18 protein-coding genes are annotated in these 22,434 nt (G+C 66.8%); 10 read left to right on the forward strand and 8 right to left on the reverse strand.

What is annotated here, in order from left to right:
- Positions 1-224: 224 nt before the first annotated feature.
- Together LR948_RS11200 and LR948_RS11205 are read right to left on the reverse strand one after the other, a co-directional pair.
- The gene (locus LR948_RS11200; RefSeq protein WP_232754104.1) at positions 225-878 is read right to left on the reverse strand and encodes an NADPH-dependent F420 reductase; all 654 of its coding nucleotides are present in this window, start codon (positions 876-878) and stop codon (positions 225-227) included.
- A gap of 56 nt (positions 879-934) precedes the next feature.
- Positions 935-1,819, reverse strand: coding sequence for an SDR family oxidoreductase (locus LR948_RS11205; protein ID WP_232754105.1), 885 nt, complete (start codon positions 1,817-1,819; stop codon positions 935-937).
- Positions 1,820-1,947: 128 nt separating this feature from the next.
- Between LR948_RS11205 and LR948_RS11210 the strand changes: the two genes are divergently transcribed.
- The 6 genes from LR948_RS11210 (at position 1,948) to LR948_RS11235 (ending at position 8,850) form a co-directional block, all read left to right on the forward strand.
- Positions 1,948-2,820: a LysR family transcriptional regulator gene (locus LR948_RS11210; protein ID WP_232754106.1), complete on the forward strand. Its 873-nt coding sequence runs from the start codon at positions 1,948-1,950 to the stop codon at positions 2,818-2,820.
- A gap of 279 nt (positions 2,821-3,099) precedes the next feature.
- Positions 3,100-3,561, forward strand: a complete 462-nt coding sequence (locus tag LR948_RS11215; protein ID WP_232754107.1) for a hypothetical protein — start codon at positions 3,100-3,102, stop codon at positions 3,559-3,561.
- 206 nt (positions 3,562-3,767) lie between these two features.
- Complete coding sequence (locus LR948_RS11220; RefSeq protein ID WP_232754108.1) at positions 3,768-5,030, forward strand: imelysin family protein; 1,263 nt, start codon at positions 3,768-3,770, stop codon at positions 5,028-5,030.
- 159 nt (positions 5,031-5,189) lie between these two features.
- Positions 5,190-6,785 (forward strand): di-heme oxidoredictase family protein, encoded by a 1,596-nt coding sequence (locus LR948_RS11225; protein ID WP_232754109.1) that lies wholly within the window; start codon positions 5,190-5,192, stop codon positions 6,783-6,785.
- Positions 6,785-7,774 carry an imelysin family protein gene (locus tag LR948_RS11230; protein WP_232754110.1) on the forward strand — a complete coding sequence of 330 codons (990 nt, stop codon included), beginning with the start codon at positions 6,785-6,787 and terminating at the stop codon, positions 7,772-7,774. Before LR948_RS11225 ends, LR948_RS11230 begins: the two co-directional genes overlap by 1 nt.
- Entirely contained in the window at positions 7,774-8,850 is a 1,077-nt protein-coding gene (locus tag LR948_RS11235) for a DUF1513 domain-containing protein (RefSeq protein WP_232754111.1), read from the forward strand. The genes LR948_RS11230 and LR948_RS11235 overlap by 1 nt, the downstream gene beginning before the upstream one ends.
- Before the next feature lie 2 nt (positions 8,851-8,852).
- Here LR948_RS11235 and LR948_RS11240 read toward each other — a convergent pair whose 3' ends face one another.
- The 4 genes from LR948_RS11240 to LR948_RS11255 form a co-directional block, all read right to left on the reverse strand.
- Positions 8,853-9,635, reverse strand: a complete 783-nt coding sequence (locus LR948_RS11240) for a heme ABC transporter ATP-binding protein (protein ID WP_232754112.1) — start codon at positions 9,633-9,635, stop codon at positions 8,853-8,855.
- The gene (locus LR948_RS11245; protein ID WP_232754142.1) at positions 9,632-10,666 is read right to left on the reverse strand and encodes an iron ABC transporter permease; all 1,035 of its coding nucleotides are present in this window, start codon (positions 10,664-10,666) and stop codon (positions 9,632-9,634) included. The genes LR948_RS11240 and LR948_RS11245 overlap by 4 nt, the downstream gene beginning before the upstream one ends.
- 34 nt (positions 10,667-10,700) lie before the next feature.
- Entirely contained in the window at positions 10,701-11,543 is an 843-nt protein-coding gene (locus tag LR948_RS11250; protein ID WP_370634938.1) for a hemin ABC transporter substrate-binding protein, read from the reverse strand.
- Between the two features lie 92 nt (positions 11,544-11,635).
- Positions 11,636-12,694, reverse strand: a complete 1,059-nt coding sequence (locus tag LR948_RS11255) for a hemin-degrading factor (protein ID WP_232754114.1) — start codon at positions 12,692-12,694, stop codon at positions 11,636-11,638.
- A 215-nt stretch (positions 12,695-12,909) separates the two neighbouring features.
- Here LR948_RS11255 and LR948_RS11260 point away from each other — a divergent pair, with 215 nt between their 5' ends.
- Positions 12,910-14,991 (forward strand): TonB-dependent receptor domain-containing protein, encoded by a 2,082-nt coding sequence (locus tag LR948_RS11260; protein ID WP_232754115.1) that lies wholly within the window; start codon positions 12,910-12,912, stop codon positions 14,989-14,991.
- Positions 14,992-15,563: 572 nt separating this feature from the next.
- On the opposite strand, the gene LR948_RS11265 is transcribed toward LR948_RS11260, so the two are convergent.
- Positions 15,564-17,834 carry a hypothetical protein gene (locus LR948_RS11265; protein WP_232754116.1) on the reverse strand — a complete coding sequence of 757 codons (2,271 nt, stop codon included), beginning with the start codon at positions 17,832-17,834 and terminating at the stop codon, positions 15,564-15,566.
- Between the two features lie 1,057 nt (positions 17,835-18,891).
- Between LR948_RS11265 and LR948_RS11270 the strand changes: the two genes are divergently transcribed.
- The 3 genes from LR948_RS11270 to LR948_RS11280 all read left to right on the forward strand — a co-directional run bounded on the left by LR948_RS11270 (position 18,892) and on the right by LR948_RS11280 (position 21,185).
- Positions 18,892-19,650, forward strand: coding sequence for a glutaredoxin (locus tag LR948_RS11270; protein ID WP_232754117.1), 759 nt, complete (start codon positions 18,892-18,894; stop codon positions 19,648-19,650).
- A gap of 527 nt (positions 19,651-20,177) precedes the next feature.
- Positions 20,178-20,645 (forward strand): plastocyanin/azurin family copper-binding protein, encoded by a 468-nt coding sequence (locus LR948_RS11275; RefSeq protein ID WP_232754118.1) that lies wholly within the window; start codon positions 20,178-20,180, stop codon positions 20,643-20,645.
- Between the two features lie 60 nt (positions 20,646-20,705).
- Positions 20,706-21,185 carry a DUF411 domain-containing protein gene (locus LR948_RS11280; RefSeq protein ID WP_232754119.1) on the forward strand — a complete coding sequence of 160 codons (480 nt, stop codon included), beginning with the start codon at positions 20,706-20,708 and terminating at the stop codon, positions 21,183-21,185.
- A 515-nt stretch (positions 21,186-21,700) separates the two neighbouring features.
- On the opposite strand, the gene LR948_RS11285 is transcribed toward LR948_RS11280, so the two are convergent.
- The gene (locus LR948_RS11285; protein WP_232754120.1) at positions 21,701-22,420 is read right to left on the reverse strand and encodes a GntR family transcriptional regulator; all 720 of its coding nucleotides are present in this window, start codon (positions 22,418-22,420) and stop codon (positions 21,701-21,703) included.
- Positions 22,421-22,434 lie beyond the last annotated feature (14 nt).

The following is a 22,434-nucleotide window of genomic DNA, read 5'->3' on the forward strand; positions in this document are numbered from 1 at the left end:
TGGTCGACCTTCGAATGGCAGGTGAGGGCCGGAAACCGCCATGATCAACTCCAGCCCGGCATCTGAAATTCTTTATCCATTCAACGGCCGCTGCCGCCCGCCGTGCGCCCAATTGCGCCAAACCACGAGCGACTGACAGCTGTGGAGCATTGGGTATGTCTTTTTGGCGTGGAGCATCACTGGGTTGAGCCCAGTCCTCACGACCTTTTTCCGGGTCTCTGTTCTCACTCGCGCACGATCCGATAGTTGAAATCCGCGCTTCCCACCACGCCCCACATCCGCAGCCAGAAAGGCATCAATCCCTCGAGCCCGCGAGCGGCCGAGAGAGGGCCCATATCGATCGGCGCTGTCCAACCCAGCTCCGCGAGGAACTCGCGGGTCTCGGCCTTCGCGGCATCTATGTCACCACACAGGAAAGCATCGCTGTCACCGGGCACGCGGCCGGGATCGACCATGACCTCGTGGTTCATCGTGTTCAGCGCCTTGACCACCCGCGCCTCTGGTAGGTGCGCCTGGAGCGCCTCGCCCGCCGATGTGGTGTTCGACAATTCAGGCACGAGGATCGGCGGCATACCCTTCGAGAAGTCGAGCGGGTTGGTCACGTCGATCACCGTCTTACCGGCAACCGCGGCATTGCCGAGCGCTTCAGCAAGGGCCACGATCTGCGCGCCGTTCACCGCAACGATCACCCGTTCTGCCCAGGCGGCGACTTCGGCGAACGTGCCTTGCCCCGCCCGCTCGCCGCGCGCTTTCACCCATTCGGTGGCCTTCTCATTGTCCGCCGTGCGGGCGCCCATGCGAACCTCGTGGCCCAGTGTGTGCAGCCGGGATGCCAGGGTGTGTCCGACCATGCCGGTGCCAAGAACCGCGTATTTCATCTGTATTCTCCTCTTTGTCGGAGGACTGGCCGGAGAGGCCGACCAGCCCGTTTCGATCAAGCCGCGGTCGGCGTCTGGCGCGGCAGAGACAGCATGCCCTCGATACCGAGGTTGCCGTAGATCCCCTCGGTCACCTGCCGAAGGTGGTCATTGTAGCCCTTCAGCGGCTCGGCCATGCCGATCCGGTCTACCTCGGTGCGGAAGGGGCGCGTCGCATGCGGGGCGCCGACCACGGCAACCACTGCATCGGCCACGAGCTGCGGGTTCTGCTGCGGATTTTCGGCCAGGAAGCCCTCGAAGCCCGCCAGCGAAGCCTCTGGCGCGCCCGCCATCTCGCCGTAGCTTCCATCGCGGTCGCGACTGGTGGGCTGCATGAGGTTGGCCATGAAGCCGGTCGGGAAGCCGCCGGGCTCGACCAGGGCCACCTCCACGCCGAAGGCAGACAGCTCGGCCCGATAGTTCTCAGACAGTGCCTCAAGCGCCCACTTCGTCGCGTTGTAGGGCCCGTAGAAGGGCAGCGCGACGCGGCCCAAGAGGCTCGAGACGTTGAGGATCAGACCCTCGCCGCGACCCCGCATCTCCGGCACCACGGCGCGGATCATGCGCTGAACGCCGAAGAGGTTGATCTCGAAGAGGCGGCGGAAATCCTCGGCCGAGAAATTCTCCTGAAGCCCGTGGGCACCGACACCGGCATTGTTGATGAGGGCGTCGATCTGACCCAGGTGCGCGCGCGCCGCTGCCACGCCGACCTCGACTGAGGCCTCGTCGGTGACGTCGATCTCGACGATCTCGGCGCCAAGGGCCCGCAGTGCCTCGGTCGAGTCAGCGTTCCGGCCCTCGATGTCGCGCAGCGAGCCGACGACCCGGTGACCCGCCTTCAGCAGGTCCGCAACGATGAGTTTGCCAAAGCCGCTGCCGGCGCCCGTGATGAGAATGTTCATGTTCGTCTCCTTGCCTCGCGCGTCCTCGCGCTGTGTTCGAAGAGATACGAGCCCTTCCGAACTCAGAACAGACGGACTATCTTGAACTCATGGTTCCAGATTTTAGAACGATAGGCCTCCCTGCTCTCGTGAGCTTTCGCACCGTCGCGCGTCTTGGCGGGATTAGCGCCGCGGCGGCGCAGCTCGGTATGGCGAAGTCGGGTGTCAGCCGGCATGTCTCCCAGCTCGAAGATCATCTTGGCGTGCGGCTTCTGGAGCGCGGCGCGCGCTCCGTCCGCCTGACCCCGGTTGGCAGACGGCTGGACGATCGCATCCGCTCGATCCTCGCGGAGATCGAGCTGCTGGGAGATATCGTGCAGGAGGAACGCGCGGGCGTGACCGGGCAGGTCACCATCGCCGCCACGCCGGAGTTCGGCGCATTGGTTGCGGCGTATCTCTTTCCCGAATTGCGCCGCCGCCACCCGGACCTCAGCCTGGTGATGCGCGCCGATTATGCCTTCGAGGACATGCAGGACCCGGGCACGGACCTCGCCATCCGCGTCGGCAGCGTGCATGACGACCGGCTGATCGCCAAGCCGATGGGCGGGTTCCGCCGCTGGCTCGTCGCCACGCCGGAGCTTGCCGAGGCGGCGTCCCTCGAGGCTCCCGCGGACCTCGCGCAGCAGCCTTGCCTCACCTTCCGGGGCGACCGGCCCGGGGCAACCTGGCGCTTCGTCGCCGAGGATCAGGAGGCTGCCGTGGATGTCAGCGGCCCCATCGCAGTGCGCAACTTCGGTGTTCTGCTGGAACTGGCTCGCGCAGGCCAGGGCTTTGCCTTCCTGCCCGCCTTCATGCTGCGTGATGCGCTGGCCTGCGGCGCGCTGGTCCGCTGCCTGCCGGAATGGACCTCGCCGGAGGCGCCTGTCTTTCTTACCTTTCGTCCGGGCACCCGCAACATTGCCCGGGTGGCTGCCGTGCTGGAAGTCGCCGAGGAGATTCTGCCGGACCTCTCCAGAGAGTGAGAGGATCACGAGGCAGAACGGTCCCCTCCCATCACGGCGCTCGGGTTACCCTTGGCGACCCCGGCAAACACTCGAGTTTCGACAGACGACATTCCGGCAGATTCGCTGCGCGCGCCGGTAGGAAACCGGGGGGGTCCTTGATCGCACTCCGCAAGTAATCACGACCGGAGCCGCGCCACCATTGACCACCGTCCTTTGCCCGAGTAATTAAATCGGGAAATAGGTCTCGCCAGGTTCCCCCAGCCATGACCCAGGTACATCTGACGAGGGGGAACTGTCATGTCGCATCTGCATTTCGGAGACCGCGGCGCATTGGTGTCGAGCCTGGGCTACTCGGATGCGGAACTGGACGCGCTGCGGATCGCGCGGCACTTCTTTCACGCCTTTTGCGAGCCAGGGAAACAAGGCTGGATCGGAGCCTTCGGGTATGCATTGCGAGCCCGGGGGCCGGATCAGGGGCCGCAATTTGCGCTGGCCACGCTCAATGCCATTCAAGCCGTCCGCCAGATCCGGCATTCGTCCTTCCGCTTCAATTGCCCGACCTGCAAGGACTGCGCCCGATACCTCTCGGGCAATGAACGCAGCTACATGAGCGCCCTGCGGGCCGCCGTCCGGCGCGACGAGCAAGCCCTGGCCGGGCAACTCTGGTTGCTCTGCGAAAGCAACGATCCCACGAAAGCGACAGAGGCCTTCCTCACCCTCGGCAGCTTCATGCCCGCGCTGGCAGAGGCGCCGTTGTGAGCCGGGGTCGGCGTGGCTGGCCCCTGCCCGGTCGCGGGACTTGGCACCGCAGGGACCGGCGGCCCCGTCCAGGCCAGCGACAACGGGCGTCACCAGCGGGCGAACTGCCCTTCGCTGATCCATCCAACGACCTTACTCAGCCAATTTCGAACAATCCGCCGAACCCCAAGACCGGCTGCAAAGACACCAACAGGAAGGGACGACACATGCACCTGAGACCCATCACAGCCGTCGGGCTGATTGCCATGGCCGCCTCGCCCGCGCTGGCACAGAGCAAGACCGAGGTTCTCGACACCTATGCAAACATCGCACAGGCCGGCTACGAGGACAGCCTGATCAAGGCGCAGGCCCTGCAGAAGGCCGTCGACGCACTGGTCGAAACCCCTTCCGCCGAGGCACTGCAGGCGGCCAGGCAAGCCTGGCTCGAAGCCCGCGTGCCCTACCAGCAGACCGAGATCTATCGTTTCGGCAATGCGATCGTCGATGACTGGGAAGGCAAGGTGAACGCCTGGCCGCTCGACGAGGGGCTGATCGACTACGTCGATGCCTCCTACGGCGGGCCGACGGATGCCAACCAGTTGGCAGCCTTGAACGTCGTCGCAAATCCGAGCTTCAGCCTGGGTGGCAGTGAGGTGGACGCCTCCGAGATCACTCCGGACCTCCTTGAAGGCCAGCTGCACGAGGCCGGCGCGGTCGAGGCAAATGTGGCCACCGGCTATCACGCCGTGGAATTCCTGCTCTGGGGCCAGGACCTGAACGGGACCGACTACGGTTCCGGCAACCGTCCCTGGACCGACTATTCCGCCGGGGAGGACTGCACCAACGGCAACTGCGACCGGCGCGGCGACTACCTGCAGGCGGCGACCGATCTCCTGGTCAGCGACCTTGAGTGGATGTCCGGGCAATGGGCAGAAGGTGGCGCGGCGCGAGCCGCGGTGCTGGAGGACGAAGACGCCGGGATCAACGCGATCCTGACCGGCATGGGCTCGCTGTCTTACGGGGAACAGGCGGGCGAGCGCATGAAGCTCGGCGTCATGCTGAACGACCCCGAGGAGGAGCACGACTGTTTCTCCGACAACACCCACAACAGCCATTACTACGACGGGCTGGGCGTCAGGAACGTCTACCTTGGGGAATACCTGCGGGTCGACGGCTCCGTCGTGACCGGCCCGGCCCTGGCAGACCTGGTCGCCGCCGCGGATCCTGACGTCGCCGCCGAGCTGCGCGACAGGCTCGACGCCACGATGGTCGAGCTCGGTCAGATCAAATCGGCCGCCGAGGCGGGCTTCAGCTACGACATGATGCTCGCGCGCGGCAATGCCGAGGGCGAGGCCTTGATCATGGGCGCGGTCGACGCGCTGGTCGATCAGACCCGGGCGATCGAGCGGGCCGTGACCGCGCTCGGCGTCGAGCAGATCGCCTTCGAGGGATCCGACAGCCTGGACGACCCCGAAGCCGTCTTCCAGTAACCAACCTTCGCCGGGGCCGAGCAGACGCGGCCCTGGCCTGCTTTTCGTTTGCCACGGAGCTGGGCGCGAGATGATCGCAGGCCACCCCCGGACCATCACTGCGAGGGCGGCGCCCGAGCCCCCGGGTGCGAACTCGGCCATATCAACGGATCCCGCACCATGGGCCATCTGAGCGCACAGTGCCGCCGCAGCGGACATTGGCTTAGCCTGGGGCTCTGCGCGGCTCTGCTCGGGCTCGCGGGGACGCCTGCCCAGGCGCTCGACGGCGCATCGTCCGATCTGGCCCAGCCGCATCTCGACGCGCTGCCCCGCACTGCCGAGGAGCGCGCGAGGATCGACCGAGCCACCGCACCGCCCACCGACTTCTCGGCCCCGGAGCCCTTCGAGACCAACCCTGCCGGCGCGGCCACCGTGCGCGCCCGAAACACTTCCGACGCCTTCAGCCAAGCCTCGGGCAATATCTCCTTCGAGCGCGAGCTCGACTTCAAGGTCGGCAACGGGCTCTTCAAGAAGGTCTGGGTCTCCTCGCCTTCCTCGACGCTGGCCTCGGACGGGCTCGGGCCGCTCTACAACGCGCGTTCCTGCCAGCGGTGTCACCTGAAGGACGGCCGCGGCCACCCGCCCGAGGGGCCCGAGGACGACGCCACCTCGATGTTCCTGCGGGTCTCGGTCCCCGCCGCGCCGGACGCCGAGATGAGCGACATCGAGGCATTCCTTCTGTCGATCGGCGACGAGACCCCGCGCACCCGCCCCGATCCGACCTACGGCGGCCAGCTGCAAGACCAGAGCGTCGCCGGGCATTCCGGCGAATACCGCCTCGGCGTCTCCTGGCGGGAAGTCGAGGTGGCGCTCTCGGATGGCGAGATCGCGACACTGCTCGACCCCTCATGGCGCGCCGAGGATCTCGGCTACGGCCCCCTCGCCCCCGGCGCCATGCTGAGCCCGCGGGTCGCGCCGCCGATGATCGGCCTCGGCCTTCTCGAGGCGATCCCGGCCGAAGACATCCTCGCGCTCGAGGACCCGGACGACGCCGACGGCGACGGCATCTCGGGCCGCGCGCAGGTGGTCTGGTCGTTCGAGCACGACCGCCCGATGCTCGGCCGCTTCGGCTGGAAGGCCGGCGCGCCGACGATCCGCGAGCAATCGGCCAGCGCCTTCGCCGGCGACATCGGCATCTCGTCCCCGATCTTTCCCGACCCCTGGGGCGATTGCGCCGCCGAACAGGCCGATTGCCGCAACGCTCCGCACGGCGACGGCGACGACCGGGTCACCGAAGTCGACGCCGAGGGGCTCGACCTCGTCACCTTCTACTCGCGCAACCTGGCGGTGCCGGCGCGGCGCGACGTGGACGACGGGCAGGTGCTGCGCGGCAAGGAGGTGTTTCACGATGTCGGCTGCGCGTCGTGCCACACGCCGAAGTTCGTCACCCACCGACTCGCTGATCAGCCCGAACAGAGCTTCCAGCTGATCTGGCCGATGACCGACCTGCTGCTGCACGACATGGGAGAGGGCCTTGCCGACAACCGCCCTGAGGGCCGTGCCTCGGGCCGCGAGTGGCGCACCGCGCCGCTCTGGGGCATCGGCATGACCGAACAGGTCAACGGCCACACCCGCTTCCTGCACGACGGCCGCGCCCGGTCGCTCTTAGAGGCGGTGCTCTGGCACGGCGGCGAGGCGCAGGCGTCGCGCGACGCCGTGGTGGAGATGCCGAAACCCGACCGCGATGCCCTGATCCGCTATTTGGAGAGCCTCTGATGCGCGCGCCTCTGACCGCCGCCCTCTGCCTCGCCGCCGCTCCCGCGCTGGCCGGCGTGGCCGAGGTCGTCGACGATCACGTCCTGCCCGCCACCGCGGCCTTCGCCGAGGCGACCGCCGTGCTCGAAGGCGCCGCCGCCGCGGACTGCAGGGGCGAAGCCCTACGCCCCGCCTACCAGGACGCCTTCGACGCCTGGCTTGGCATCTCGCACTTGACGCTGGGGCCGCTGGAGGAAGACGGCACCGGCCTCGCCATCGGCTTCTGGCCGGACGCCCGCGGCATGGTCGGACGCACCGTCGCACGCCTGGTTGCCGACGAGGACCCGGTGGCCAGGGACACCGAGGGCTTCTCCGAGGTCTCGGTCGCCGGCCGCGGCCTCTTCGCGCTCGAGCGGCTGCTCTACGACGAGGCCTTCGCGGGCTACGGCGCGGACGACTATGCCTGCACGCTGGCAAAGGCCATCGCCGCCGACCTCGCCCGCATGGGCGGCGCGGTCGACGCGGCCTGGCGCGAGGACTTCGCACAGACGCTGAAGACCGCCGGCGCGGAGGACAATTCCCGCTTCCTCGACGACCGCGAGGCGGCGCAGGCGCTCTATACGGCGCTTGCCACGGGCCTCGACTTCACCGCCCAGCAGCGCCTCGGCCGTCCGATGGGCAGTTTCGAGGCGCCGAAGCCGCAGGTCGCCGAGGCGCGCCGCTCGGACCGGCCGCTGCGCAACGTGGTGCTGTCGCTCGAGGCCCTGCGCGAACTGGCAATGACGCTCTCGGACGCGCCGATCCCGCGGACCGAGGCCGCCTTCGACCGCGCGCTCGAGACCGCCCGCACCCTCGACGACCCGCGCCTTGCCGGCGTCGCGGAACCCGCGGGCCGGCTGCGCGTCGAGGCGTTGCAGACCGAGATCCGCGCCGTCACCCGGGCAGCCGCCGAGGAGATCGCCCCGGCGCTCGGCGTCTCGGTCGGGTTCAACTCCGCCGACGGCGACTGATGCCCTCGCGCCGCGCCATCCTCGCCGGTCTCGCAGCGGCGGGCGCCCGGCCGGCGCTCGGCTGGGCCGATGCTGGCGGGCCGTCCTGGCTGGCAGCCGGACGCGACGCCTCGGGCGCATTCCTGCTGGCCGGCCTCGACGCCGCAGGCGACACACTCTTCCGCATCCCCTTGCCCGACCGCGGCCACGCCGCCGCGGCGCATCCGCACGCGCCCGAGGCGGTGGCCTTCGCGCGCCGCCCAGGCCGTTTCGCGCTGGTCATCGACTGCGCCGCCGGCCGGCTCGTGCAGCGGCTCGACGCGCCCAAGGGGCGCCACTTCTATGGCCACGGCGCCTTTCTCGCCGGCGGCGAGGTGCTGGCGACCACCGAGAACGAGATGGAGAACGGCGAAGGCCGCATCGGCCTCTGGTCGCGGACCGACGGCTATGCCCGGATCGGCGAGATCGCCTCGGGCGGCATCGGCCCGCACGAGATCCGCGCGCTCCCCGGCGACGTGCTGGTGGTGGCCAATGGCGGCATCCGCACCCACCCGGACAACGGCCGCGAGAAGCTGAACCTCGACAGCATGCGCCCGAGCCTCGCCTACGTGACGCTCGCGGGCGACATTCTCGACGAGGTGGTGCTGCCGCCCGAGCTGCACCGGAACTCGATCCGTCACCTCGCGGTCGCGCCGGACGGCCGCGTCGCCTTCGCGATGCAGTGGCAGGGCGACGTCTCCGCGCCGGTGCCGCTTCTCGGTCTGCATCGCCGCGGCGATGCGCCGGTGCTGGCCGAAGCGGGCCTCGCCGAGCAGATCGCCATGGAGGGCTATGCCGGCAGCGTCGCCTTCGCCCGGGACGGCGCGCGCGTGGCGATCACCTCGCCGCGCGGCGGGCGGCTGCATCTCTTCGATGGCGAAGGCACCTTCCGCGCCGCGCTCCGCCGCGGCGACGTCTGCGGCGTGGCGCCGAGTCGGCGCGGCCTCGTCGTCACCGACGGTCAGGGCGGCGTGCTGGCGGTGGAGGACGACGCCCTCGCGTCCGTCGCCCGCGCACCGCTGGCCTGGGACAATCACCTGGTGGCGGTCGGCGCCTGATCTCAGCCGCCGATCGCTTGCGGCAGCATGAAGGGCACGCCGTTGCCGGGCGTGCGGTTCACCCGTACCGTGCAGCCGTAAGCGCGCGAGAGCGTGGTGTCGGACATGACCTCGGCCGGCGTTCCTGTGGCGACGATGGCGCCCTTGGCGAGGCAGGTCATGCGGTCGCAGAACATCGCCGAGAGGTTCAGGTCGTGCATCACCGCCACCACGCCGCCGCCCGCATCGGCAAAGTCGCGGGCCAGTTGCAGCACCTCGATCTGGTGGCCGACGTCGAGGCTCGAGACCGGCTCATCAAGGAACAGCCAGCGCGGTGCGCCCTCGGCCACCGGTTCCCAGACCTGCGCCAGCACGCGGGCGAGTTGCACCCGCTGCTGCTCGCCGCCCGAGAGCTCGTGGAAGGCGCGCGCGGCGTAGCCCGCGAGCCCGACCCGGCCGAGCGCCGCGCCGACGATCTCTGCGTGATCGCCTTCCTGCCCCGCCTGCAGGCCGATGCGCACCACCTCGGCCACGGTGAACGGGAAGGCGAGCGTCGCCGCTTGCGGCAACACCGCCCGGATCGCGGCCAGCTGCCAGGGGCGCAGGCGCCGCGTGTCCGAGCCATTGAGGGTCACTGAGCCCGAGTAACCGACGTCGCCGGTCACCGCGCGCAGGAGCGTGGTCTTGCCCGAGCCGTTCGGGCCGACGATGCAGGTCAGCGTTCCGGCCGCGGCCGACAGGTCCACGCCATGCAGCACCTCGCGGCTTCCAAGCCATACATGGATGTCGCGTGCTTCGAGGCTCATCCCTCGACCCACCGGTGCTGGCGCAGCAGGATCCACAGGAACACCGGCGCGCCGATCACCGCTGTGACGATTCCGATCGGCAGTTCGGTCGGCGCCACGATCACCCGCGCGACGACATCGGCGGCGACCAAGAGAGCCGCGCCGCAGAGCGCGGAGTTCAGGATCAGCGCCCGGTGGTCCGGCCCGGTGGCGAGGCGCAGCAGATGCGGCACCACGATGCCGACGAAGCCGATGCCCCCGGAAATCGCCACCGCCGCGCCGGTGCCGAGCGCCACCGACAGGATCGCCAGCGTCTTCACCCGCTCGACCGCGAAACCGACATGCGCCGCTGTCGCCTCGCCAAGCGCCAGCGCGTTCAGCGCACGCCCGAGCGTGCAGGCCAGCGTCGTGGCGGCGAGGATCACCGGCACCGTGGCACCGAGCTTGATCCAGCTCGCACCGGCGAGCGATCCGAGGCCCCAGAACGTCAGGTCGCGCAGCTGTTGGTCGTTGGCGACGAAGATCAGCAGGCCCGAGATCGCGCCGACGAGCGCCGCGACCGCGATGCCGGCGAGCAGCATGGTCGCCACTGAGGTGCGCACGCCGCGGGTCGCCACGCGGTAGAGCCCAAAGGTGGTGCCCCATGCGCCGAGGAAGGCCGCCATCGGCACCGCGAAGGGTCCCGCGGGCACGAAGGCGACGGTGCCGCCCAGCACAATCACCACGATCGCACCCAGCCCCGCGCCGGCACTGACGCCGATGATGCCAGGATCCGCCAGCGGGTTGCGGAAGAGCCCCTGCAGCACCGCGCCGGAAGCGGCCAGCGCCGCGCCGACGATGATGCCGGTCAGAAGCCGCGGCAGCCGGATGTCGAAGAGCACCACCCGCTCGATGTCCGACAGCGGCGCGCCGCCCGCGATCGGTCGCAGCATGTCGCCGAGCCCGAGACCGGTGGCGCCGACCCCGAGGCTCGCAACCGCAACCACCACGAGCAGCAGCGCGAAGACCGCGTGCATCGCCCGCGCCCGGCCGAGCCGGTCGGCGCGGAGCATCGCCACGTCAGCGTCTGAAGACAGTGCCACGCGGTCAGTTCCCGTAGAGCGCCGCGGACAACTCCGTGACCGCCTCGGCGGTCCGCGGCCCGAAGCCCAGGAGTTTCAGCCCGTCCATGCGCAGCACCCGTCCCTGTCGTGCCGCGGGCGTGGTGCGCAGCGCAGGCGAGGCAAAGAGCGCAGCGTCGGTGACCGAATGATCGCCGCCACGATCCATCATCAGCACCACGTCCGGCGCGGCAGCGGCGATAGCCTCGTCCGAGACCGGCTTGTAACCCTCGAAGCCACTCAGGGCGTTCTCGCCGCCCGCAAGAGTGATGATGCCCTCAGCGGCCGTGCCTGAGCCCGCCGCCATGATGCGGCCGCCCTGCGCGCTCATCACGAAGAGAACACGCTTGGCCTGTCCGTCGTGCGCCAAGGCTTGAGCCGTAGCATCTGCAAGCGCCGCGCGCGTTTCCGCCGCCAGCGCCTCGGACTTCGCCTCGACGCCGAGCGCCGCGCCCACAAGTTCGATCTTTGCGATGACGCTTTCCGGGGTATAGCCGTCAGGAACGCTGACAAAGGCCACATCAGCCGCACGCAGGATATCCACGACTTCGGGCGGACCGGCGCCCTCCTCGGCGAGGATCAGGTCCGGCCCAACCGAGAGGACACCCTCGGGCGACAAGGCGCGCAAATACCCCACATCCGGCAACTCTGTTGCCTCGGGTGGCCAGCTCGAGGTCGTGTCCCGAGCAACCAACCGGTCTTCCTCGTCGAGAGCATAGACAATCTCGGTCACGGCTCCGCCCAGCGACAGGACGCGCGGCTCGGCCGAGGCAAAGGCCTCGGATTCGCTGAGGATCGTCCAGGCGAAGGCAGCGCCGAGACCCGACATCATCACCGTCGACAGGGTCGAGATGCCGAGCGCGGAGCGTGACCCTGCGCGAGATAGGCTGAACGGCAGATTGCCCAGGAACCACTGCTTGCTCATTGCGTCACCTGCACGGCTTCCCGGGTCTCGAGGCTTGAGACGATGCGACCCCATTCAGGGCGCGAGTCACGCCCCTCCTTGCCGAGGCCGAAAACCTGGAAGATCAGCGCACCCTGCTTGTCGAAGGCCTCGACCGAAACCGCCGGGCCGCGCTGGGTCGGCTTTTCCACCGCCCAGACCTCGGCGACGTGGTCCCCGCGCAGATGCAGGTTGAAGCCGGGATCAAGGATGTTCTGCCAGGGCCCCATGGGCTTCAGCGTGCCAACCTTGCCGGAGTGGATCTGGATGCAGCCGCGATTGCCGACGAAGAGCATGATCTCGATGCCGGCCTCGCGCACAGCCGAGAGCATCGCGTCCACCGCCGTCGGCGCCAGAGCGCGCACGAAAGGAGCTCCGGCAATCCGATAGGCTCCGAGACGGTTCATCTTGAGCTTCGAGCATAGCCGCAGGAATTGGTGGGTGTCGGTCAGCCGCCGCCATTCCTTTTGCAGGATGTCGCGCTTGTCGAGGTCTGCCTTGGGGGCTTCCGGCGGTGTTCGAGCATCGACAGTCAGCGCCTCCGATGTGTCACCGTTGGCCAGTGCCTCAACGACATGCCCCCAGGCCTGCGCGCGGCTCCCCTCAAGCAGGAAGATCTTGTGCACCGCATCCCCCGCCGCGTCGAAAACCTGGAGCGATCGGCGCGTTCCACTGTCTGTCTGTTTCTCGACTGCAAAGCCGTGCACCCAATGTTTGGGGAAAATGCGCAGATCGATGTCTTCTGCCAGCACCATCGCCGCATGCGCGCCAGGGTGATAGTTCTCGTAGCGTCCCACCTTTTCGTGGACCGCGGAGGGGGTGCGCGTCAGGGCCATGACTTCGCCCAGAGCTTCGACAGCCGGGATCAGCAGGTCCGGGTGCGCCGCTATCCGCGTGACACCGCGCCCGGTGTGCGCGGCGAGAAGTTCTGCCTCCGAGATGGCCAGCTGATCGGCGATGTCGCGCTCACGCATGCGCAAGCGGGGCTCGGCGCGGGCTTCAGTGCGAATCTCTGCGGGTGTGAGGTGATCGGTCATCTGCATCCTTCCGGTTCGACACGGTGGCTGCACGACGACGCCCGCGAAGGCTGCGCTTTGGCTTCCGGTATTTCTTGACTGTTTTAGTCAACTGACTTACCGCACTCAAGGCCAAGCGACACAATTCTCGAAAATGACGCTTGGATTTCACCACGAAGACCCCCCGCAAGCCATTCGCAAGCCAGGCAAGGTCGAAGGTTCACGAGGGGAAGACCATGTCCACCAAGACACAGCGCGCAAGCACAGCGCTTGCGCTCATCATCGGCGTCGTGCCGTCGGTTCAGGCACAGACCACCGAGACGCCATCCGACTTCATCGTTCTCGATCCCATCGAGGTTTCCGAATCCAAACGTGGCGTCGCCACCGACACCGCCCTGCCGGTCACCAGGATCGACGAGGAGGAAATCCGCGATCGTCAGGCCGGCACGATCGCCGAGCTTATCGATTCCGTCCCAGGCGTAGCCCTGGTGAACGGCTCGACCCCCACCGGGTCCGGCATCTCGATCCGGGGCTACGGCGCGACATCAACATTCGGAACCGATCAGAAGGTTCAGGTCATCGTCGACGAGGCCGTGACCGGCTCCGAAGAGATCTATCGGATTGGAACGCAGCTGTTCACAGATCCAGCACTCTATCGCTCCGTGGAGGTTCTGCGCGGAACCGTCGGCAGTTTCGAATACGGCTCGGGTGTCGTGGGCGGCATGGTCCGCGCCGAAACCAAGAACGCCTCGGACTTCACCGGCGGCGTGCCTGGATTCCGGTTGCGCGAGACCCTGGAGTTTTCAAGCAACGGCGATGGATTTGCGACCTCCACGATCCTGGCCTGGCAGCCGTCGGACCGCGCGGAATTTCTCGCCAACTACACGCTCCGGCGACAGAGTGATCAGACCGACGGCTCCGGCGACACGATCGGCAACAGTGCCTTCGAGACGCCGTCCTGGCTGCTGAAGGGCCGCTTCTGGCTCGACGCAGCAAAGGAACACTCTCTGACGCTCTCCTACACCGACACCTCGACCGCCGAGCGCGATGTGCCCTACGACTCTTTCTCGACGACCGACGATGTCTTCGGCAATGTCGATCGGGACATCGACAGCAAGACGACCTCGCTGGTCTATACCTACGCTCCCAACGGCAACGACCTGATCGATTTCGACGTGGTCCTGTCGTATGCAGACCAGGAGATCGAGCAGGACTATATTCCGGGTTCCTCGTCCTGCGACGGGCCGGGAATGCCATGTGGCTTCCCCTTCCCTGCGGGCGGCTTCGGAACAGTGAACGCCGATCACAGATACCAGACCACCAAGCTTGCATTCCGCAACACGGCGCATTTTGTCGCCGGGGCCTTCGACCATGAATTGCGAACCGGCCTCGAGTTCATTCACAAGGACCGCGAAACCGCCGACAGCGCGCCGGGCGGCACCGACCGCCGGCTCGTCCTTTATGCCGTCGATGAGATACGCCAAGGCAACTGGACCTTTTCGCCCGCCCTACGGTTCGAGCGACAGGAGATCACCGATGGCACCGGTTTCGCGGGGCCAGACAGCTACGAAAACGATGCAGTGATGGGCGGGGTCTCCGCCCGCTACGATTTCGCGAATGGCGTCGGCCTCTTTGCCTCTGCCGCCTACACCGAAAACCTGCCTATTCTCGACGATCTCTACACCACCGGTCAGGGCACCTCCGGGCCGATTGCCCAGCCCGATCTGATGGGACAGAGCGAGAAATCCCGAACCTACGAAATCGGGGCCAGCTACGATGCCATGGACGTTTTCGGCGCAGGGGACACTCTGGCCCTCAAGGCGACCGCCTATGACACCCGGCTTTGGGATATCACCTCCTATACCGTGCCGGGGAACAGCGGCGAGTTGGTGGACGCAGTCGATACCCGCGGGTTGGAACTCGAGGCCAGCTACGCAACGGTCAATGGCCTGTATTCCGATCTCAACCTGGCGGTCGCCCGAGGCGAGGAACACTACCCCGAAGGACTCGGCGATGCGGACTGGCGCGCCCTGCCGGGCGACAGCCTTCGGCTCACGCTTGGCAAGCGGTTCGGCGAGACGCTCGACTTGAGCTGGGAAACCGTCGCGTTCAACGACATCGAGGTGGAAGGCGAGAAGACACCCGGCTTCAACGTCCATAACCTCCGCGCCACCTACGTCCCGCAGAACGGGGTCTTCAAGGCTACCGAGATCCGTCTGGGCATCGAAAACGCCTTTGATCGCGACTACCAGCCGCGCCGCGCCACCCGGAGTGCACCGGGCCGCAACATCAAGGTCACGCTCGCCAAGACGTTCTGAGGCCTCCTTCATGTCAAATTGCGCCGCGGAGAGATCCCGCGGCGCAATCAGTCATCCAGCTCGTGGACAGGCACCTTGAAGAGCTGCAAGGGGGCCAGAAATCGGGGCCGAGTCGACCGACGCCTGACCGCAAATGCATGGGCACGCTGCCGCTGACCTAACCACACTTTTCGCAGCCCTAACGGCCGCCCACGCCTCCGCGCCGCTGCGGCGACCACACTCGGATTGTCGTATGCGTCACGACCAGAGATCCGGCTCTTTCCCGCAGATGTGGCATGGCGGCGCCGCCTCCCCGATCCGCATTCCCCCCTACGTGCGATCTGCGCTCTGGCCGCACGACACGGCGGGAGAGATCGCGCAGCCGTGCTACCTGAAGTGGCTCGGCGCCCTGCCCGGCTTGGGCGTATCCCCGCAGGAGGCACGCCAGGCTCATTCGGCTGCGTAGCGGCGCGCAGACGGCCTCTGAGTCTCTCGAACGAACGTCCCGTTGTAGGGCTAATCATCCATTCATCCTCATGGAGGGCTTGCGATCCCACCCCACAGCATCGCCTCGCTCGAGCTTTCGCAGGCCGCTACGCAAGCCCCGGCCGGCTTTCGCGCCAATCGCGCAAACGCGCGACGTGCAGCCTGGCGCTGTGGTGCGTCATGAAGGTCTGTTTCTCGAGCACGAGCTCCAGATTCACCTCGGCCAAGAGTGCGCGGGCGCCAGGATTGTCGTGCTTCGCGTGCGTGCCAAGCGCACGAAGGCATCGCCAGATGAAATGTGCGGCCTCGAAAATCTGCTTCGACTCACCTTCAAGAGCGGCCTCGACCCGGCGCGGCAAGGGCAGATGTGCATTCTTTAGCCGTGACCCGGTCTCCGGCATCGGCCCCAGCTGATCCGCTGGCAGGAGGCCGGAAGTTGCGATCTCCGGATGCTTCCGCAGTGCATCGAAATGATCGACCGCCCGGCTCCACGTGTGGCGCAGATCCGCACGCAAGCTCCGTTCGTGGGTCCAGGCCCATTCGCGATCGATCTGCCAGGGCTCTCTGCCATCTCGGACCGCGACTGTGGCCAGATGCGCGACCGGGTTGTCCGCCTTGGGAATTCCGGTCGCGACGATGCGAGACTGGAGATCCTTCCATCCCGCCGACCATTTCTCGGCCGCCTGCCTTGCGAACCGACGAAGCTCGTTTCGATAGGGTTCCATCTCCTTGGGGTATTGGACCAGCACGGCGTCGATGATCTCCTGCCAAGCAATGCTGGCAACAGGCCCCGAAAAGCGCGCCCGGTCCGGGGCAAGACGATAGAGCGCTCGCACCGCGACCAGGCGGGCCCGGATGCCCTGCGGGCTGTATCCTGCGGCTTGCGCCTGCGCTCTGATCTCTGAGGCCAGCTGTTTCGGGATGGTGTCGTCCTTGAGCGCCGGCATGACCGGGATCGATGGAAGTTCCGGCAGAACCTCCCGCAGGCGATCGAGCGCTTGAAGTCCTTGCCTCACCTGCGTGCCTGTGCCGCGCTCTTGTGCTCGCGCCACGAGCTCCTTCGCCCGGTCGCCGTCGATGCCGTCTGGTACGACAGGAGGGATCATGTCGTCTGCCAGCTCGGCAAGCGCCGAAAGACCACGCAGGTTCATCCCGCCGACGTCACTTGCTCGAGCCAGGAGATCGTCCCACGGCGCAAGGCACTCGATGTGACGCAGGAACCCCTTCAAAAGCGATCGGTAGACTTGCAGGCTGCCTGCGCCGAGCCTGGGCTTCTCTCGCTGAAGGATGGCTGTTGCCTGAGAGATAGAAATCCCGTCCTCCGGATGCCAGCCGGCAGCGAGCAAACACCGGAGCACCCGTCGCAGGGTCGTGGCTGGTTTGCGGCTCAGGCCGCGCTTCGCGACGTAGGCGGCAACCTCCGCATTTAGCGCTTGGGGCAGTGTCGCCGGCTGTCTGTCTGTCTTTTTGGGTGCCGGGCGGGTTTTAGCTGGCTCGCGCTTAGGATTGCAGACCCTGTCCACGCTGAGGTTCTCTGGAACCGACGACGGTCGCCAACGTCGCAGGAGGGCGGTCAGAGCCCGGAGATTATCTGAGGCCGCCGCGAGAGAGACGATTTCCCCGACTCGGGCGTGATACCGTGCCGCCTCTTCCTGGCTGAGGCTCCATCCTTTTGCGGGGCCGGATGGAGCAAGGATGCCGAAATCGACCGCCAGTTCGAAGGCGCGCCGCGCACGCCTGGCGTGACTGGCGATCAAGCGAGGCAAGACGCTCAGCGCGTCTTCGGGGAGGTCTATGCGGTTCCTGTCGCCATCGCGGTAGCGCGGCAGGAGACCGATCGGTTCAGGACCGAGGATCCCGGCTGCAGAAATTCGGGGATCGCTTCGAACCCGATCCAGAGCAGCCATACATGCGCGGAATTCCTGGCGATCAAACCCACGTAGCCCACGATCGGCCTGGATGGCCATTTCTCGCGTCACGTACCGTGGCGCCAACCCGGGAAACGTTGCCTCCATGATCCGGCGGTTCACGCCGGCAAGACCGAAGGACCGAGCCACCTCGTTCAGAAGCGTGTATGGGTCTGTATCAGCCCAGAGCCCCGCGATCTTCGCATGTCGCAGAATGCTCTCCCGGCAGCGCCCGTAGAAAGCCGCATCTCCAAAGGACGCGGCGAGGGCCTCGTCGGGGGCTTTCGGTAGCCGCCCCGAGAAATCCGCCTCTGACGCGAGCACGGATGGATCGCGGAAGAACTCCTGGCCCAAGGCTGCCCGCGCAAGATCGAGGAATGCCAGAATGGAGGCGCGTTCGGCTGGAGGTGTGCTGGCCTCGATGTGGGCCCGAAGGTCGGCCAGGCTCAGAAGAGTGTTGTCTTGTGTCATGTTCAGAGGACCAGCTTTGTTCGAGGGGGCCGGAAAGCGATCCGGCACTGTCTGACGTCGTTGAATTGCCTTGGCTGGCCGTTCCTACTCGCGATCTGCCGGGCATCGATCCGTAGGTTGGCCAGGCACTCGTGAGGCGAAGGAAATACCGCGTTCATCTGCGCCGGAATGCTACTGCCGTCGCTGCGATGTTCCACGGCGGTGCCAAGAAGCCTCGATGAGCACATGGCTCCGCGCCCACGCGGGCCAAAAAAGGCTTTCAGCAGAAAGATCGCTCGACCCGTCAGATCGCTACGGCGATCAGAACAACTCGCTGGCGGTGACATCCTGCGGGCTGCCCACCCCCTTCAGCGCAAAATCTCTCGGCGACGGTTGGCGGCAGCCGACCGTCTTTTCAGGGGATTCCAGATTCCTTGATTCAGGGGCTGGATTCGGCCCTTGTTTTCAAAGGGTTCTGAGGCGTCGGTCGCAGGAACAGGACCCTTGGGCCGCAGGAACAGGACCCTGGGGTCGCAGGAACAGGACCCGGGGGTCGCAAGAACAGGACCCGAGGTCGCAAGAACAGGACCCGAGGTCGCAGGAAAAGGACCCGGGAGTCAAACCCTGCCTATGCCCTGGAAATGGCGGCTTAGGCGCAGGTCTTGACTGGGTCGGACCGCCGCAATCAATCGCTCGCACCAGTGAGTCAGAAAATTTTCTCTTTTCGAGGATCTCGGGCGCACCTACCTCGACAAGACGACTGATATCCGTGGCCTCGCTCAGACCGCACAGCCTTTGCACGTCTCGAAGACAGGACGTACCGGCTGACCTGCCCACCCGAATTGTTTGCCTCCCCTGGACGCCAAGACCGCACCGACAAAGCCCTTGCGCAGGATCGCAGCCACAGAAACAGCCCCCGTTCAGCCATCGTATGGACTCCTGCGATGGCGGGAGCCTCTTGTGAGCGGCGCCCCCTCCCTGCCTTTGCTCGCGGCGCGGCGCGCCCGACCTCGAGACGGGAACCATCCAGCGCTGGATCTGTGTTTCACTGGCAAGACCGACCGACCGGAGGTGCGCCATGCCGCTCGACCAGACCGCAAAGACCGCCACCCTCTACAGGATGGTCATGCCCGGCCATCTCTGCCCTTTCGGCCTAAAAACCAAGGCGCTGCTCGAACGCGAGGGCTTCGAGGTCGAGGACCATTGGCTGGAGAACCGCGAGGAGACCGACGCCTTCAAGGACCGTCACGGGGTAAAGACGACGCCACAGGTCTGGATCGGCGATACCCGCATCGGCGGCTACGACGAGCTGCGCGCGCATTTCGGCAAGCGCGTGAAAAGCGAGGACGAAACCAGTTACCAGCCGGTGATCGCGATCTTCTCGGTGGCCTTCCTGATGGCACTGGCGGTGAGCTGGGTCGCTTTTGAGATGATCTTCACCTTCCGCGCGCTGGAATGGTTCGTGGCGATCTCGATGACGCTCCTGGGGATCCAGAAGCTGCAGGACGTCGAGGGCTTCTCGACGATGTTCCTGAACTACGACCTCCTGGCCCGGCGCTGGGTGCGCTACGGTTACCTCTACCCCTTCGGCGAGACGCTGGCGGGCGTCCTGATGATCGCCGGTGCGCTGGTGTGGATCTCGGCGCCGGTGGCGCTTTTCATCGGCACGGTGGGCGCGGTTTCGGTGTTCAAAGCGGTCTACATCGACAAGCGCGAGTTGAAATGCGCCTGCGTCGGGGGTGGCAGCAACGTGCCCCTTGGCTTCGTCTCGTTGACCGAGAACCTGATGATGATCCTCATGGGGCTCTGGATGCCGGCGAAGGCGCTCTTGTTCTGATGCGGCGCGCTGAACGAAACCGTGATGCGGCAGCCAGGGCGCGGAGGCTTGCACCGGCGCTGGCCGGCGGCATAGCGTGACCGACGATGCGCCTCACGGTTCTCTTGTTCCTCCGCGCCTTTTGCCTGGCGCTGCTTCTGCCCTTCGCCGGGGCGGCGCATGCGGAAGCGCGCGATGCGGGATCCGAACTGCACTGCGCCAGCCACGCGGATTGCACCAAGGCGCAAGAGGTCCTCTTGGGTCACGCCCTCCCGGATGATTGCTGCGACGCGGGTCACCTGGCCGGGCACGGCCCGACGCAGTGCGCGTTGCACGGCTGCGGCGCGTTTCTTCTGGAGGCCGGCGTAGCGCCGGACCATATCGCCGCGCGGGCCGCCGAGTTCCCCCGGGCCGGTCCAGGCATGGCACCGCGCAGACGCGCAGCGGCGCCGCATCGTCCTCCCGCGCGCTGAATAATTCACTGTCAGACGAAGCTTTCCGATCCTGAGCCGGCAGGCTGCCGGCGCGCATCTCCTTATGGAGGACAAATGAGACAATTTGCACTTTCCACCGCCCTTCTGGGCCTCGCCGGCACCGCCTTTGCCGCGGGCTCCGGGGACCACAGCCACGGCGACATGCCCGCGGGCCAGCCGGGAGCGGCCGCCGAGGTCACCCGCACGATCGAGATCCGCATGATCGAGACCGCCGGCGGCATGGGCTACGAGCCGGGCGCGCTCGAGGTCGAGGCCGGCGAGACCGTCCGGCTCGCGGTGACCAACGCGGGCGCGCTCGAGCACGAGCTCGTGCTGGGCACCGAAGCGAGCAACCGCGCCCATATGGCCGAGATGGCGGAGATGCCGGACATGGAGCACGACGACCCGAACGCGCTGCGCCTCGACCCGGGCGAGAGCGGCGAGATCGTCTGGACCTTCACCGATGAAGGCACCTTCCAGTTCGCCTGCCTGATCCCGGGCCACATGGAGGCCGGCATGCACGGCCCCGTCACCGTCAACTGAACCCGTTCGGGGCCGGCGCGCGTGCTGTTGGAACCCGCGCCCGGCTCCCAGGAGACCGAGATGAAACAGACCACTCTGACCCGCCGCGCCATGCTGACCGGCCTTGCGGCTGCGGGCCTCACCGCAATTTTGCCCCGCAGTGTCCGGGCCGCCGCGCCGCGGATGCATGTCCTGAAGGACCCCAACTGCGGATGCTGCTCCGCCTGGACCGAGATCCTCGCGGCCGAGGGCTTCGAGATCACCACCGAGGCCTCGGCCGGCACTGCGCTCAGCCGCTACAAGCTCGACAACGGCATCCCGATGGACATGATCTCGTGCCACACCGGGAAGATCGAGGGCTATATGATCGAAGGCCACGTACCGGCCGCCGACATCCGTCGCCTGCTCGACGAAGCCCCCGACGCGGTCGGCCTCGCGGTGCCCGGGATGCCCTACGGCTCGCCCGGCATGGGTCCGGAGAGCCAGCGCGAGGCCTACGACGTGCTGCTGATCCTGCGGGACGGCTCGACCGAGGTCTTCACTTCCTACGACGAGGCCTGATCGCCAAGATGAGACGCACGCGCCGGCCATTGCAGCCGGCGCGCCTGGCGGTCCCACTCTGCTTCGGTCTCGCGACTGAGCGATATGCGTTCAGGTTGCCAGGGATCTCACTTGGGCAACCGGTTCTGTCTCGCTGTCTGTCTCTTCGGTTGGAAGGGGTGTTTGGGGAGCAAGGAGGTCGCCGGGCAGGCGGTCTTGGCCCGGACCTTCGGCAGACCGCCGCGCGTCCCGCGATTGCCATCGGTGCCGCACTGCCTGCAGGCATGGCCGCCTGCCCTTCATTGAGAACATCCAGCAGCGGGCAGTCGGACGTGTTGGACCCGGTGCACCGCGATAGGTCCTCAACAGAACCGGGTGGATCGTCTGGATTTCACCTTGCCAGCCACCTCACCGAGCCCGAGTCACTGACGCCCGATCGCGGAGCCCGGCTGCGGTGCCTCCCTGTCCGAGGATTGGTCCCGATGAGTGGATGAGAGGCGCGCTGATCCCGAGGCGCCGCCCCAGCCCTGCACCATTCAGAAGTAGCCGGGATACCGCTCGATGATCTGATCGACCTGAGACAGGGTGCCGGAGAGGTGCTCGCGCAGGACCTCTTCGGCGTAGCGATCATCGCGGGCATCGATCGCGTCCAGAATGCGTTCATGACACGACAAGATCGACGCGGACTTCCCTGGATCCGGCAAATTCAACTTCCGAAGGCGGTCGATGTGTCCGGACCTCGCGGTCACGATGTTCCACAACGCCCCCACGCCGACCGCCTCGCATAGAGCGGCGTGGTACTCTCGGTCGAGACGCGAGAACTCTTCGAGGTCGTCCGCCTCAAGGGCGGCGCGCTGCAGGGCGAGGCATGTTCGGGCTTTGGAAATCTTTGCGCTCCCCTCTTGGCGGACGAGCGCGCGCACGACCTCGAGCTCGATCGAGAGGCGGAGAAACTGCGTTTCCTGCGCGTGCGACACATCGATCTTCGAAACGATCGTCTTGGACTGCGGGTAGATGACCAGAAGCCCGTCTTCCTCGAGACGCATCATTGCGTCGCGCACGGGGGTCTGACTCACGCCGTACTGCGCCGCGATCTCGGAGCGAGACAGGTACTCTCCGGGGGCCAGCTCCAATCGGATGATTCTTTCGCGCAGGGCTTCGTGAAGCTGAGCGCTCGCCGAGCCACGCTTGATCGTCTTTTGCGATGAGGCCAGCCCAGCTCTCATTTTCGTTTGAGTGTCAGTGCTTTCTGCCATTTGCGTCCGCTGAT

The organism is Roseivivax sp. GX 12232 (assembly GCF_021272185.1).
Classification (GTDB): domain Bacteria; phylum Pseudomonadota; class Alphaproteobacteria; order Rhodobacterales; family Rhodobacteraceae; genus Roseivivax.